At 68.2% G+C, this 14,296-nt stretch carries 8 protein-coding genes; all 8 read right to left on the bottom strand.

From position 1 onward, the window contains the following. Positions 1 to 550 precede the first annotated feature (550 nt). The 8 genes from ACG00X_RS20875 to ACG00X_RS20910 all read right to left on the bottom strand — a co-directional run bounded on the left by ACG00X_RS20875 (position 551) and on the right by ACG00X_RS20910 (position 14,225). Positions 551 to 1,504, bottom strand: a complete 954-nt coding sequence (locus ACG00X_RS20875; protein WP_394491138.1) for an ABC transporter substrate-binding protein — start codon at positions 1,502 to 1,504, stop codon at positions 551 to 553. Positions 1,505 to 1,557: 53 nt separating this feature from the next. Then, positions 1,558 to 3,924 carry a beta-L-arabinofuranosidase domain-containing protein gene (locus ACG00X_RS20880; RefSeq protein WP_394491140.1) on the bottom strand — a complete coding sequence of 789 codons (2,367 nt, stop codon included), beginning with the start codon at positions 3,922 to 3,924 and terminating at the stop codon, positions 1,558 to 1,560. 161 nt (positions 3,925 to 4,085) lie between these two features. Continuing rightward, positions 4,086 to 5,630: a glycoside hydrolase family 43 protein gene (locus ACG00X_RS20885; RefSeq protein ID WP_394491142.1), complete on the bottom strand. Its 1,545-nt coding sequence runs from the start codon at positions 5,628 to 5,630 to the stop codon at positions 4,086 to 4,088. 51 nt (positions 5,631 to 5,681) lie between these two features. Further along, positions 5,682 to 7,229, bottom strand: coding sequence for an alpha-N-arabinofuranosidase (locus tag ACG00X_RS20890; protein WP_394491144.1), 1,548 nt, complete (start codon positions 7,227 to 7,229; stop codon positions 5,682 to 5,684). Between the two features lie 156 nt (positions 7,230 to 7,385). Next, positions 7,386 to 8,972 (bottom strand): aldehyde dehydrogenase (NADP(+)), encoded by a 1,587-nt coding sequence (locus ACG00X_RS20895; protein WP_394491146.1) that lies wholly within the window; start codon positions 8,970 to 8,972, stop codon positions 7,386 to 7,388. Positions 8,973 to 9,139: 167 nt separating this feature from the next. After that, on the bottom strand, positions 9,140 to 10,894 hold the full coding sequence (locus ACG00X_RS20900) for an IlvD/Edd family dehydratase (RefSeq protein ID WP_394491148.1): 1,755 nt from the start codon (positions 10,892 to 10,894) through the stop codon (positions 9,140 to 9,142). Between the two features lie 123 nt (positions 10,895 to 11,017). Further along, complete coding sequence (locus ACG00X_RS20905; protein WP_394491150.1) at positions 11,018 to 11,248, bottom strand: glycoside hydrolase family protein; 231 nt, start codon at positions 11,246 to 11,248, stop codon at positions 11,018 to 11,020. 106 nt (positions 11,249 to 11,354) lie between these two features. After that, positions 11,355 to 14,225 carry a TonB-dependent receptor gene (locus ACG00X_RS20910; protein ID WP_394491152.1) on the bottom strand — a complete coding sequence of 957 codons (2,871 nt, stop codon included), beginning with the start codon at positions 14,223 to 14,225 and terminating at the stop codon, positions 11,355 to 11,357. Positions 14,226 to 14,296: the final 71 nt, after the last annotated feature.

The following is a 14,296-nucleotide window of genomic DNA, read 5'->3' on the forward strand; positions in this document are numbered from 1 at the left end:
AGTAGGCAAAGAGCTCCCCCCGACCGCACCGCCCGCAGCGACGCTGCGGGTTCCCTGCGCTGCTCAGAGCTTGAGGGCCCGCGCAAAACTCCCTCCGCTGCGCTCCGGTCAAACAGTTGCGCGGAGTCAGTTCTTGAGGCGAGCTGCGCTCGCGCCCTCAAGCTCTTGCGCTGCTCGGCGGTGCTAAAGGGGGCATACCGAACAGCCGGCGCCAGCCGGCTTGCGGGTTTTGCATTGGTGTTCGGGGTTCCCCTTTGGAGGAGCCGAGAAGCGCAGGAGCCCGAGGCGCGAGCGAAGCTCGCTTCGTGAACTGACTCCGCGCAACTGTCTGACCGGAGTGAGCGCAGCGAACGCAGGGAGTTTTGCGCGGGCCTCGGGTTCCGAGCATCGCAGGGGACCCCTTCGCACAGCGAAGGGGCGACGGAACAGGGGCGCTTTCTTTGCCTACTTTCTTGCGCGCGCAAGAAAGTAGGTCGGCCGCCGGGACGAAATCCCGGCATGGTCCTCGCGCGGTAACCTGCGATCACAACCAGCGACGCCGACCGGCGAATCAATACTTCCGATTCGGCAACTCTTTCGCCGCCACCTCAGCCGGATAAACACCTTCATTGACGGTGATCCGCTTCTCCACCGGCTTCTTCGCCACCACGTCCTTCGCCAGCTGCATCAGCTGCGGCCCCAGCAGCGGGTTGCACTCCACCGTCACGTTCAGCTTGCCCGCCTTCATGGCTTCAAAAGCGCCCCGCACACCGTCGATCGAGATGATGACGATGTCCACGCCCGGCTTCAGCCCGGCCTCTTCGATCGCCTGAATCGCGCCGATGGCCATGTCGTCGTTGTGCGCGTAGAGCACATCGATCTTCTTGTCGCGCTGCTTCAGGAAGGACTCCATCACCTCCTTGCCCTTGGCGCGTGTGAACTCGCCCGACTGCGAGCGGATGATTTGCAGCTTGGGGTTGGTCTTGATGACCTCCTCGAAGCCCTTCTTGCGGTCGATGGCCGGTGCGGAGCCCACGGTGCCCTGCAGCTCGACGATGTTCAGCGCGGCATTGGGCGTCTTGGCGGCGCGCTCCAGCAGCCAGCGGCCGGCCTTGCGGCCTTCCTCGACGAAATCGGAGCCGATGAAGGTCACGTACAGCGTCGGGTCGGCCACCTTGACTGCGCGGTCGGTCAGGATGACCGGAATGCCCGCCGCCTTGGCCTCCTTCAGCACCGTGTCCCAGCCGCTCTCGACGACCGGCGAGAAGGCGATGACGTCCACCTTCTGCGCGATGTAGCTGCGCAACGCCTTGACCTGGTTCTCCTGCTTCTGCTGCGCATCGGCGAACTTCAGCGTGATGCCGGCTTCCTTCGCGGCGGCCTTGATCGATGCCGAATTGGCGGTGCGCCATTCGCTCTCGGCGCCGACCTGGGAAAAGCCCAGCGTCAGCGGTGCCGCAAGCGCCGCGGTGGCGGGCAGGGCCAGCAGGGTGGCCAGCAAGGTGCGGCGGGCAATCAGCTTCATCATTCGGTTGTCTCCTGGTTGTAGGGCTGAGTGGGTGGGAACGCCGGGAGGGGCTAACGCAACAGACGCAGGCCGTACAGCCCGCCCGCGATGCTGCCCGGCCGGGCGATGAACTTCACGTTGAGCCTGCCGCCAGCGGCGCGCACCAGCTCGGGCGGCAGCAGGAACTCGCGCGCATAGATCTCGTCGCCGCCGTCGGGGCGGGCCAGCTCGATCTCGGCGATGCGTTGGCCGTTGACGACCAGGTCGAACCGGCGGCCGGCGTCGCCCCGTGCAAAGCTGAGCCGCAAGGCCCGCGCCTGGGCCTGCGGGTCGGCGAGGTCGTAGCTGAACCATTGCCGCGCGTGGCGCCAGCGGCCGGCCGGTGCCACGCCGTTCTCGGCGCCCTCGCCCTGGAAGCCGTGGTCGCTCTCGGGCTGCTGCTCGCCGGGTGCAACCTGGTCGATGGTCTGCGCATCGAGCGCCAGGCGGGCCTCCTCGGCCTTGGCCAGCTCCAGGCGCAGCAGGCTCTGCTGGGCCGGCGTGCTGCGCGCCCAATAGAGCATGTAGCGCGCATCGTGCAGGCGGAAGAAGGGCATGAGCTGCAGCCGGTCGGCATCCGGGCGGCCCTGGATGAGGCCGGGCGCCGTGAAGGTCAGCGGCTGGCCGGGCACGGGCTTGAAGCGGCGGACGATGTCGGCCTCCTTCAGCGTCGGTGTGACGAACACCGGCGCCGCCTCCTGCGGACAGACGGCGCCATGCGCGATGTGGCCCATGCGCGAGCCATCGGCCTTGAAAGCCAGCGCCTCGCCCGGCTGCGGTGTCTTGGCGGCCAGCACGATGGGGCCGTGCAGCACGGCCACGTAGTTCTTCAACCCGGGCATGGGCTCCAGCGTCGTGCGCATGGGCAGCTCCACATCGACGACATCGCCCGCCGCCCACGCACGGCGCAGTTCGACATGGCCGCCGGGCCTGGCCGCCACCTTCACCGGCTTGCCGTTGAGCCGCACCTTCAGCGTGCCGGGCGCCACCCAGCCGGGGTAGCGGATCTTCAGCGCGAAGCTGCCGCCGCCGTCCACCGTCAGCCGCGTGCGTGGCTCGTCGGGAAAGCGCGTGCTTTGCGTGACGTGCACGCCGCGCTCGCGCCAGTCGAGCCGGGACGCGATGAAGAGGTTCACGTAGAGCGAGTCGCCATCGTGCGTGTAGATGAACTCGCCATGCCGCGCGTGGCTCTCGATGCCGGAACCCACGCAGCACCACATGCCTTCGTCCACCTGCGAGTAGACGCGGTAGTGCTGCGGCCGCATCGGCGTGAAGTAGACGAAGCCGCCGTCGCCCGGGTGCTGCGAGGCGAGGATGTGGTTGTAGAGCGTGCGCTCGTAGAAGTCCGTGTAGCGGCCCTGCTCCGGCTGCGCCTGCGACAGCAGCGCCGTCAGCTTGAGCATGTTGTAGCTGTTGCAGGTCTCGGGGCCCTCGACCTCACCCAGCATGGGCCGGAAGTCGTCGGCCGGGTGGAAGTGCTCCTTGACGCTGTTGCCGCCGATGGCCACGGAGCGCCTCTGCGTCACCGTCTGCCAGAAGAACTCGGCCGCGCGGTGGCCCTCGTCGTCGCCGGTCAGCTGCGCGATGCGCTGGAAGCCGATGACCTTGGGAATCTGTGTGTTGGCGTGCAGGCCGTTGAGCTTGTCCTGGCCTGCGGCCAGCGGCTGCAGCAGCGCCAGGTGCGAGAAGCGCCGCGCCAGCGCCAGGTAGCGCAGGTCGCCGGTGATCTCGGCCACGTCGGCCAGCACCTCGGCCATGCCGCCATGCTCGGCGCGCAGCATGTCCTGCATCTGTGCGTCGGTCAGCGGCGTGGTCAGGCGCAACGCCCAATCGCTCAACGCGACGAGCATGGCCTTGGCGTCCGCGTTGCCGGCGTGCACCCAGGCGTCGCGCAGGCCCGCGAACAGCTTGTGCAGGTTGTACCAGGGCACCCAGCGGCCGTTGACGGAGAAGCTGTCGACCTTGAGCTGGCCGGCGCCGACCTGGCCCCAGGCCTTGGCGCCATCGGGGATACCGCCGAGGTAGCCGGTGCCGAGCTTGTCCTGGCAGCGCTTCAGTTCGGTGATGACGTGGTCCAGCCGCTGCCGGACGACCGGGTCTCCGGTGGACGCCCACATCAGCGCCAGCGCCGAGAGGTAGTGGCCGCCCATGTGGCCGTCCAGCCCGCTGGACTCCCAGTTGCCATAGCTCGGTGCCGGCACGGGCAGCCCGGCCTCGCGGCGGAACGGCGCGAGCAGGCGCTCGGGGTCCAGCGCCAGCAGGTAGTGCAGGTCGGTGTTCTGCGCGTCGAGGAAGGGGCCGTCCTGCAGACGGACTCGGTCCAGCGGGAAGGCCTGCGCCGCCGCACCCGCAGCATGGGCGCACAGCGCGAGGGCACAGGCAGCGAGCAGGTGTTTCATCTCAGCGCGTCGCACCGGACTTCTCGGGCCGAGCGCCGGGCCGCTCCCTAGCCGGCCCGCCATGGCGATGTGCTTGTGGCTCGACGCCACAAGCATCGCCGTCCCCTCGGGGGACCGACTGGGAACGCCCGCGTTCAGCGTGGCAGAACCGGGCGAGGGGCTCATGCCGACACGCGCACGGCCCACAGCGCGACGCCCGTCGCCGCCGCCGTGGAGGCGGTCGACGACAGCGCACTGAAGCTGACGACGAAGGCGCTGGAGTTCGTATTCCACTGACGGGACAGTACGCCCTTGTAGGTCACGCCACCGCTCACGATCGTGATCTTGTTGCTGCCGTCGTGCGTCCACGTGCCGGTCATGCCGCCGCTGCCGGCCACCACGCCACCGCTGCCCAGCGTCACGAGGATGGAGGCCTTGCTCGTGGCGGTGATGTCCTTGCCGTGATTGACGAGCTTGTAGGTGCCGGTGGCGTCCGCCGCGGTGACGGTGGCGGCCTGCGCGGGGCTGGCCAGGCTCAACGGCGCATAGCGCAGTGCGGCGATGACGGGCCAGCCGTCGTCGTTGAAGTGCATCTCGTGCACGCGCACCTCATGGGCCTCGCCTTTGCCGGGAAAGCGCGTGTGGAACACCATGAAGTAGCGGTCCGTCGCCGCGTCGTGGTACGCCGAGTTGTGGCCCGGGGACACATAGCCCAGCGCGGTGCCGGTCTCGAAGGCAGCGTTGGCAAACTGGTGGCCGCCCATGAGCTTCATGCCGTAGTCCTGGATGCTGGGGCGATTGAAGGCCGAACTGGCCCGCACCGTGGCCATGTTCTTGCCGAAGCCGTCCACATACGGGCCCTCCGGCTTGGCCGAGCGGCAGACGCGCACGTTGTAGCCGCCGTCCGCCGCCAGCCCACCCCAGGACGTGAACAGGTAGTAGTACTTTGTCGCCGGGTTGTAGATGACGTAGGCGCCCTCGATCTCTGCGTGGTTGCCGCCCAGCAGGTGGGTGCCGTAGCCCTGGCCGGCCACGGGCAGGCCGGTCGCTGCGTCCAGCCGCAGGATGTAGATGCCGCCGGCGTAGGAGCCGTAGGTCATCCACAGCTGGCCTGCGGCATCCCGGAACACGGCGGGATCGACGGCGTTGGGGTGCCGGGTCGCGTCGTAGACGCTGCCGTCCTCGGACAGCGCGGGGCTGACCATGCCGGACTTCAGCAGGAGTTGCTGATGAACGTAGGGGCCCTCGATGCGCGTGGCGGTGGCGACACCCAGCGCCGACAGCGGCGAGTCGCCCTTGCAGGCGCAGTAGTACATGCGGTACTTGCCGTCGCTGAGCTTGATGACGTCAGGTGCCCACAGCGTCGTGGTCTGCGCCCACGACAGCGCGGCAGCGAGCTGGGTCGTGACCTGGTTGAACAGCGGATTGCTGTCCGTGACGAGATCGGCGAATTTGGTCCAGTTCATCAGGTCGGTCGTCCGCGCTGCTGCGAGGTGCGAGCCGAAGACGTAGTAGGTGCCGCCTTCCTTGACGATGGACGGGTCATGCACCGAGGCGTTGCCGAAGCTCAGTGCGGCCTGCACCGGATTGGGGTTGGAGGTCGTCGTGCCACCCGTATTGCCACCCGTATTGCCGCCCGTGCCGGCATCGCTGCTTCCGCCGCCGCAAGCGGTCAGGGCCAGCGCGGCAGAGCCGGTGAGGAAACGGCGTCGGTTCTGATGTGTCATGACGAGTCGGTCTGTGCATCGGCCGGCCCGGTCGCCGGGCCGGCGCGCCGGTCAGCCCTCGACCGCGACGACGACGATGGACTTGGCCGGCAGCTTCAGGGTTAGCTTGCCGCCCACGGCCTGCGCCTCGAAGGGCACGGGCACGACCTGGGCCGGCTTGCCCAGCTCGTTCTGCGCGTCCATCGCGCCAGCGGTCAACAACTGGCCCTTGACGGCCTTGGCGGCGTTCGCGCCGACCTGCAGCGCCAGCTCGGCGGCCTGCGTCGCGTTCGCGTTGACCAGGCCCACGTAGAGCTTGCCGTCCTTGGCGCGGCCAGCCGTCACGCTGAGCGAGGGCATCTCGGTCTTGCCCACCAGGTAGACCGGGTTGTTCTCGATGCTGGCGGGCAGCGAGGTGGCGTCCTGGAAGGGCACGTAGAGCTTGAACGCGTGGTAGGTGGGCGTCAGCGCCAGCTTGTCCTTGCTGGTGAGGATCATGGCCTGCAGCACGTTGACCATCTGTGCCACGTTGGTCATCTTCACGCGCTCGGCATTGGCATGGAAGACGTGGAAGTGCAGCGCCGCCAGCAGCGCGTCGCGCAGCGTGTTGCGCTGGACCAGGAATCCCGGGTTGCTGCCCGGCTCGGGGTCGTACCAGCTGCCCCATTCGTCGAAATAGAAGCCGACGCGCTTTTTGGGGTCGTGCTGGTCGAGGACGGCAGTGTTCTTGCGCACCCAGGCGTCGATGGTCTGGGTGTGGGCCAGCGTGGAGATCCACTGGTCCTCGCCGAAGCCGACGGCCGCGCCCTTGGTCTCCCACTTGCCGGTGGGCAGGGTGTAGCCGTGGTGCGAGATGGCGTCGAAGGGCACGCCCTTCAGGCCCTTGGCCAGCGTCTCGGTCCAGTCGGTGCGCGCGTCGTGGCCGCCGCTGGCGATGAACACCGGGCGGTTGTTCTGCGGCGTCTTCAGGAACGTGGCGGCCTGACGGTACAGATCCACGTAGTACTCGGGGCGCATGTTGCCGCCGCAGCCCCAGCTCTCGTTGCCGACGGCGAAGTAGTGCACGCGAAAAGGCTTGGCATGGCCGTTCTTGCGGCGCAGCTGGGCCAGCGTCGAGTTGCCGTCGGCCGTCATGTACTCCAGCCACTCGGCCATCTCCTGCGGGCTGCCGGTGCCGAGGTTGCCGTTGACGTAGGTCTCGGCGCCCAGCTGCTCGGCCAGGTCGAAGAACTCGTGCGTGCCGACGGCGTTGTTCTCGGCCACGCCGCCCCAGGTCGTGTTGACCTTGACCGGCCGCTGCGCGCGCGGGCCGATGCCTTCACGCCAGTGGTATTCGTCGGCGAAGCAGCCCCCCGGCCAGCGCACCAGGGGCACGTGCAGGTCTTTCAATGCCGCGACGACGTCCTTGCGCCAGCCGCGCACGTTGGGGATCTTGGACTCGGGGCCCACCCACATGCCTTCGTAGATGCCGGTGCCCAGGTGCTCGGCGAACTGGCCGTAGATGTTGCGGTGGATGACGGGGCCGGGCTGGTCGGCGTTGACGACGACCTTGATGTCGGCGGCCTGCGCGCCCGCGCCCACCATCAGCGCGGCCACGAGGGCCAGCAGTTGCTTCTTCATGTCTGTTGTCTCCTTGGTTATGTCTGTCAGGCCTCTTCGGGCCGAGCGGCGGGCCGCCCCAAGCCGGCCCGTCTGGCGATGTGCTTGCCGGTCGATCCGGCCTGCATCGCCGTTCCCTCGCGGAAGCGTCCAGGGCCAAGCCCTGGACGAGGGGCCTCAGTTCCGGGTCAACGCGCCGTCGCGGCGGCGCCAGACGCCGCGCTCGTTGGGCTCGCGCAGCACGGCGGGCAGCAGCGCGCGCGGCAGGTTCTGGTAGCTGACCGGGCGCAGGAAGCGCTGGATGGCGGCCGTGCCGACGGAGCTGCTGCGGCCGTCGCTGGTGGCCGGGAACGGGCCGCCGTGCACCATGGCCGTCGACACCTCCACGCCGGTCGGGAAGCCATTGGCCAGGATGCGGCCCACCTTGCGCTCCAGCACCGGCAGCAGCGCGCGGGCGGCGGCGAGGTCGCCCTCGTCGTCGTCCTGCAGTTGCAGCGTGGCCGTGAGCTGGCCCTCCAGCCCTTCGGTGACGGCCAGCAGCTCGGCCAGGTCCTGGCAGGCCACCAGCAGCGCGGTGGGGCCGAAGATCTCGGCCGACATCGCATGGCTGGCCAGGAAGGCCGCGCCGGTCGTGCGGAACAGACTGGGCGCGCCCTGGCAGCCCTGGCTCTGGCCGCGCAGCAGCGGCTCCACGTCGGCCTGCGCGGCCAGTGCCGCTTCACCGCGCTGGTAGGCGCCGGCGATGCCGGGCGTCAGCATCGTCGCGGCCGGCACGGGCTTCAGCGCCTCGGCGGCGGCAGCCGCGAAGCGGTCGAGGTCGGGGCCCGCCAGGCCCAGCACCAGGCCGGGGTTGGTGCAGAACTGGCCCACACCCATCGTCAGCGACGCCGCGAAGCCGGTGGCGATCTCGCCGCCCCGCTGCGCCAGCGCGCCAGGCAGCAGGAAGGTCGGGTTGATGCTGCTCATTTCGGCGTAGACCGGGATGGGCTGCGGGCGGGCCGCGGCCACGGCCATCAGCGCCAGGCCGCCGGCGCGCGAGCCGGTGAAGCCCACGGCCTGGATGGCCGGGTGGCGCACCAGCGCCGTGCCGATGTCGTTGCCCGGCCCGGGCAGCAGCGCGAACACGCCGGCCGGCAGGCCCGACAGCTTGACCGCCTCGGCGACCGCACGACCGACCAGTTCCGACGTGCCGGGGTGGGCCGGGTGGGCCTTGACGACGACCGGGCAGCCGGCGGCCAGCGCGGCGGCGGTGTCGCCACCGGCGACCGAGAACGCCAGCGGGAAGTTGCTGGCGCCGAACACCGCCACCGGGCCCACGCCGATGAAGCGCAGGCGCAGGTCCGGCCGGGGCGGTGTGCGCGTGGGCAGCGCGGTGTCGATGCGGGCGTCCTGCCAGCTGCCTTCGCGCAGCAGCTCGGCGAACAGCTTGAGCTGGTTGACCGTGCGGCCGCGTTCGCCCTCCAGCCGCGCGCGCGGCAGGCCGGTCTCGGCCATGGCGCGCACGATGAGGTCGTCACCCAGCGCGAGGATCTGCGCGGCGATCAGTTCCAGGAAGTCGGCGCGCTCGTGATCGGTCGTTGCGCGGAAGGCGTCGAACGCGGCGTTGGCCAGCTCGCAGGCCTGGTTCACCTGGGCGACGTCCACCGAGTGGAAGTCGGGGCCCAGGGCTTCGTTCTTGGCGGGGTCGAAGCCCTGGAAGGCAGCGCCACTGCCGCGCACGGCTTCGCCGCCGATCAGCGCCAGGCCTTGGAGGGTGTTGTTCATCGTGTCTTACCTCTTACGGTGTTTTCGGGCCGAGCGCCGGGCCGCCCCAAGCCGGCCCGGGTTGGCGATGTGCGCGCGGCTCGATGCCGCGCGCATCGCCGTCCCCCAGGGGGACCGACCAGACTCGCGCGCGTTCAGCGATGCGAGGGTGGGCGAGGGGCTGCATGTCAATGGGAGTGGCGCGGGACGGCAGAGCCGCGGCAGCCCCGCAGAAAGTCGAAGTCGCAGCCTTCGTCGGCCTGCAGCACGTGGCTCACGTAGAGGTGGCGGTAGCCGGTGGCGTCGGCCGGGTCCACGGTCTGCGCGGCCGCCCAGGCGTCCAGGCGCTTGGCAAGCTCGTCGTCGGGCACATCGAGGTGCAGGCGGCCGGCGGCGCAGTCCAGCTCGATGAAGTCGCCTTCCTGCACGACGGCCAGCGGGCCGCCCGCGCGCGCTTCGGGCGCCACGTGCAGCACGACGGTGCCGTAGGCGGTGCCGCTCATGCGTGCGTCGGAGATGCGCACCATGTCCTTCACGCCGGCGGCCAGCAGCTTGGGCGGCAGGCCCATGTTGCCGACCTCGGCCATGCCGGGGTAGCCCTTGGGGCCGCAGTTCTTCATGACGAGGATGCAGCTGGCGTCCACGTCCAGGTCGGGGTCGACGATGCGGGCCTTGTAGTCTTCGAGGTTCTCAAACACGACGGCGCGGCCGCGGTGCTTCATCAGCTCGGGCGTGGCCGCCGAGGGCTTGAGCACGGCGCCGCGCGGCGCCAGGTTGCCGCGCAGGATGCAGATGCCGCCGTCGGCGATCAACGGCTTGTCCAGCGGGCGGATGACCTCGTCGTCGTAGATGGGCGCGCCCACGCAGTTGTCCCACAGGCTCTTGCCGTTGACGGTCAGCGCGCCCGGGTTGGGCAGCAGGTTCGCTTCGCCCAGGCGACGGATGACGCCCGGCAGACCGCCGGCGTAATAGAACTCCTCCATCAGGAAGCGGCCCGAGGGCAGCAGGTCCACGACCGTGGGCGTGCCGCGGCCGATGCGGGTCCAGTCCTCCAGCTCCAGGTCCACGCCGATGCGGCCGGCAATGGCCTTCAGGTGGATGACGGCGTTGGTGGAGCCGCCGATGGCCGCGTTGACGCGGATGGCGTTCTCGAAGGCCTGCTTGGTCAGCACCTTGGACAGGCGCAGGTCTTCCCACACCATCTCGACGATGCGCATGCCCGACAGGTGGGCCAGCACATAACGGCGCGCGTCGACGGCGGGAATGGCGGCGTTGTGCGGGAGGGAGGTGCCCAGCGACTCGGCCATGCAGGCCATCGTGGACGCTGTGCCCATGGTGTTGCAGGTGCCGGCCGAGCGCGAGTGCCCGGCCTCGGCGGCCAGGAAGTCGTGCATCTGGATCTCGCCGGCCTTGACCTGCTCGTGCAGCTGCCACACGGCCGTGCCCGAGCCGATGTTCTTGCCGTTGAGCTTGCCGTTGAGCATCGGGCCGCCGGTCACGACGATGGCCGGCACGTCCACGCTGGCCGCGCCCATCAGCAGCGCGGGCGTGGTCTTGTCGCAGCCCACCAGCAGCACGACGGCGTCGATGGGGTTGCCGCGGATGCTTTCCTCGACGTCCATGCTGGCGAGGTTGCGCGTCAGCATGGCCGTGGGCCGCAGGTTGCTCTCACCGTTGGAGAACACCGGGAACTCGACGGGGAAGCCGCCAGCCTCCAGGATGCCCTTCTTCACATGCTCGGCGAGCTTGCGGAAGTGCGCGTTGCAGGGCGTCAGCTCGCTCCAGGTGTTGCAGATGCCGATGATGGGCTTGCCCTGGAATTCATGGTCGGGGATGCCCTGGTTCTTCATCCAGGAGCGGTACATGAAACCGTTCTTGTCCTGCGTGCCGAACCATTCGGCCGAGCGCAGCTTGACCTGGCCCTTGTTGTCCTCAGTCGTCATGTGTGTCTGTCTCTGGGGTTCGTTCTGGCAGCCCGCGCGGGCGCGCCATGCGGTCGGCATGCTAGGGGGCGGTGAGATTGCAATCCAATCAATTTCCGCATCACTTCGATATCCGTTTAGATATCAATCCCGACGCGAGGACTGCCCGAACAGCGGCAGGCCATCGGCGTTCCAGCGCAGCGGCTTCACGAAGGTGTGGCGGTCGGGGTTCCACAGCAGGCCCATCGCGTAGTTCTCGTCCGTGGCGCTGACTGAATAGCTGCTGAAGACGCGACCATGCCGCTGCGGCATCGACGGCCCCTCATTGACAAGGAAGCCGCGGCATTCCCAGTCGAACTCGGGGCGGCTGAGCATGACCGGCGCGCCGCCCAATTGCCAAGGGGGCGCAACCCGCGTGAGCACGTACAGCGCCCGAACGAGCATCAATGCCGCGTCACGGCGTCGGCCGCCGGCGCGGCGGTCAAAGTTTCCAGCGGAAGCCGAGCGAGAACGAGCGGCCGATCTGGAACGTGCCGAAGTTGGTCGTGTCCGGGCTGCCCGCGTTGCCGAAGTGGTAGTACTGCTGCTGCATTTCGTTCGTCAGGTTGACGCCGCTGAAGTCAACCGACATGTCCTTGCTGATGTTGTAGGTCAGCTGGAAGTCGATGCTCTTTTCCGGGCGACGCCAGATGCCGATCGGGTTGGCGAACAGCGCAGCCTCGTTGGAAGCCAGAAAGGCCGAGCGCCGGACATAAGACAGCCGCGCGCCGATCGGCCCCTTCTCGTAGGCCAGCGTCGCGTTCCACGACAGCTTGGACACGCCGAAGAACTCCGTCTCCTGCTGCGCGACGATCTGGCCGGCATCGTTGGCCGTCGGCACGTTCTGCGACGAAGTCAGCCGCGTCACGCTGCCCTGGAAGCCCAGCCCGTCGAGGAGCGACGGCAAGCCCTTGGGGAAGTAGATCGCGCCCAGCTCCAGGCCGCTGATCTTGCCGTCGGACGCATTGACCGGCGAGCTGATGACGTAGTCATAACCGTTGGTGTGATCGCCGCCCGACGTGGAATTGCGGAACGGATCGTCAGCCGCCGACAGGTGAATGCGGCGACGCAGCGGTACGACCAGGCCGTCGATCCTGCGCTGGAACAAGGTGCCGTACAGCGCGCTGTCCTTCTGGAAATACCACTCGCCCGTCAGGTCGAGGTTCTTGGAGCGGGTCGGCTCCAGGTCGGGGTTGCCGCCGCTGCCGCCACCGTAGCCGACCTTGGAGACGTCCTCGGTGGGGATCACGATGGGGTTCAGGTCACCGAACCCCGGACGGCGCAGCGTTTCGCCGTAATTGAAGCGCAGCAGGACATCCCTGACCGGCTCGTAGCGCAATGTCAGGCTGGGCAGGAACTTGCGGGCCGTCTTCTCGCCATTCGTCGGCGTCACCGCCTTGGTGGTGGCGTCGACCTTGTATGCCGTCATGCGGGTGTTGACCTGCACATAGCGCACACCGAAGTTGCCGCGCAGGCGATGGCCGAACAACTCGGTGTCGGTGTCCGCCATCACATACAGGTTCGCCGTCTTCTCGTCGACGTCGAAGGTCTTCTGCAGGTACAGCTGGTCCGTCGTCAGGAAGCCCGGACTGACGGCGGCGTACATCTTGCGCCATTCGTCGATGTTGTCGCGGACGGCGTAGCCATTGACGTCCATCCATGAACGCGGAACGCTCGAAATGTCGTTGCCGAAGCCCGAGTTGACGTACTGGTACTTCGCATCCAGCTCGGACAGGTTCTTGCCCAGAGACCCCGATTGCGTGCGGCTCGCTTCGGACGCCTTGCGGTCATCGAGGCGCGCGCCGAAATGGATCGTCTTCACCACGCCCCAGTCCACGTCGTACAGGCCCGACAGGCTGGCCGTCGCAGCGCTGCCCTCATTGCGGTTGGCGTTGTCGTAGAACTGCGCCACGTTCCACTGCGACGCTTGGGTCAGCTTGGCATCGTCGTCGAAATGGAACGACGAGTTGCCGCCGCCGGAATTGAAGTCGACGCTGATGGAGTCGGCCACGCGATCGATCCGGGTGGCGGTGAATTCCGAGTGGTACTTGCTGGTCTGGTAAGACACGTCACCTTCTAGGCGCAGCCGGTCGCTCAGGTTCCACTTGCCGTTCAGCGCGTAGACGAAGGAGTCGGTGGCCGAGGTGGTGTAGTCACCGCTGTTGAAGCCGTAGACCTTGGGGACCGTCCGCGTCTTCATGACGTTGGTACCCGGGTAGGTGGTGAACGTCGCGCTGGGGTTGCTGCCGATGTCGCCCCACCAGTCGACGAAGCTGAACAGCAGCTGGTTGAAGTACTTGTTGCGATACCCGTTGTACATCGCCTCGAACGTGTAGACGGCGCTGTCGCTCGGCTGCCACTGCAGGGCGACGTTGGCGGACGGGCGCTCGCGCTTGCCCTGGCCGTCGGCTTGGAAGATCGCGTCGCGCGACAGGTAGTAGGGGTAGGCCGTGCCGTTGAAGTTCAGCGTGGCACCGGCGGCCTGCGACAGGCCGGTGTAGGTGCCCGGCGTCCAGACGTTGGTGTCGAAGATGCGCTCCAACGGTACATAGCCCGCCGGAATCTGGCCGGCTGTGGCGCTGACGAACGGCACCATCGCGCCGGGCGTCACGCTCTCGTCGCGGTAGTTCGTCCGGTTGACCGACACGTTGACGAGCGCGCCGACGTCGCCGAAGCCGGTCTTCCAGCGATTGCTGGCCAGCACACTCAGCTGCGGGTTCGCCTTGTCGGCGGGCTGCAGATAGGTTTCCCGCACCGACAGCGAGAGCTTCGCACCCTTGAAATCGAATGGCCGCAGCGACTTCACGTCGATCTGGCCGGCAATGCCGTTTTCGAGCTGGCTGGCGTCGCGCGTCTTGAAGACGTCGATCTGGCGCACCAGCGTCGACGGGATGTCCTGCAGTTGCACCTGTGTGCCGGAGGCCGTGAAGATGTTGCGGCCGTTCCAGGTGGTGGCCACGTCGGGCATGCCACGGATGGACAGGGCGCCGACCTCGCCGCCGCCACGGTTGGTGACCTGAATGCCCGTCACGCGCTGCAGCGCCTCGACGACGTTGTTGTCGGGCAGCTTGCCGATGTCCTCGGCCACCACCGACTCCACCACCTGGTCGCTCGTACGCTTGATCGCCAGGCTCTTGGTCAGCGACGCCTTCACGCCGGTGACAGTCACCGTTTCCAGCTGGCTCTCGGGCTTGGCCTCCTGCGCGAGGGCCGTGGCGGACAACGCGGCGATGGCCGCTGCCGTCGTCAGGCGCAGAGCAAAGCGCGGCGTCACGGTGCCTGCGCGTGGCAGCACCAGGGCTGGTTTCTTCATCTTGTCTCCGGAATCGTTATGAGGACGAACGGCCAACCGCTGCAGCTTCTCAATGCCTCTGACGGGCCTGT

It is taken from the genome of Pelomonas nitida, assembly GCF_043555975.1.
Taxonomy (GTDB): domain Bacteria; phylum Pseudomonadota; class Gammaproteobacteria; order Burkholderiales; family Burkholderiaceae_C; genus Pelomonas; species Pelomonas nitida.

Bases quoted from the DNA above. Each gene is read 5' to 3' on its own strand.
- ACG00X_RS20875 (WP_394491138.1), bottom strand. From the start codon at position 1,504: ATGAAGCTGATTGCCCGCCGCACCTTGCTGGCCACCCTGCTGGCCCTG.
- ACG00X_RS20880 (WP_394491140.1), bottom strand. From the start codon at position 3,924: ATGAAACACCTGCTCGCTGCCTGTGCCCTCGCGCTGTGCGCCCATGCT.
- ACG00X_RS20905 (WP_394491150.1), bottom strand. From the start codon at position 11,248: ATGCTCAGCCGCCCCGAGTTCGACTGGGAATGCCGCGGCTTCCTTGTC.
- ACG00X_RS20900 (WP_394491148.1), bottom strand. From the start codon at position 10,894: ATGACGACTGAGGACAACAAGGGCCAGGTCAAGCTGCGCTCGGCCGAA.
- ACG00X_RS20890 (WP_394491144.1), bottom strand. From the start codon at position 7,229: ATGAAGAAGCAACTGCTGGCCCTCGTGGCCGCGCTGATGGTGGGCGCG.
- ACG00X_RS20885 (WP_394491142.1), bottom strand. From the start codon at position 5,630: ATGACACATCAGAACCGACGCCGTTTCCTCACCGGCTCTGCCGCGCTG.
- ACG00X_RS20910 (WP_394491152.1), bottom strand. From the start codon at position 14,225: ATGAAGAAACCAGCCCTGGTGCTGCCACGCGCAGGCACCGTGACGCCG.
- ACG00X_RS20895 (WP_394491146.1), bottom strand. From the start codon at position 8,972: ATGAACAACACCCTCCAAGGCCTGGCGCTGATCGGCGGCGAAGCCGTG.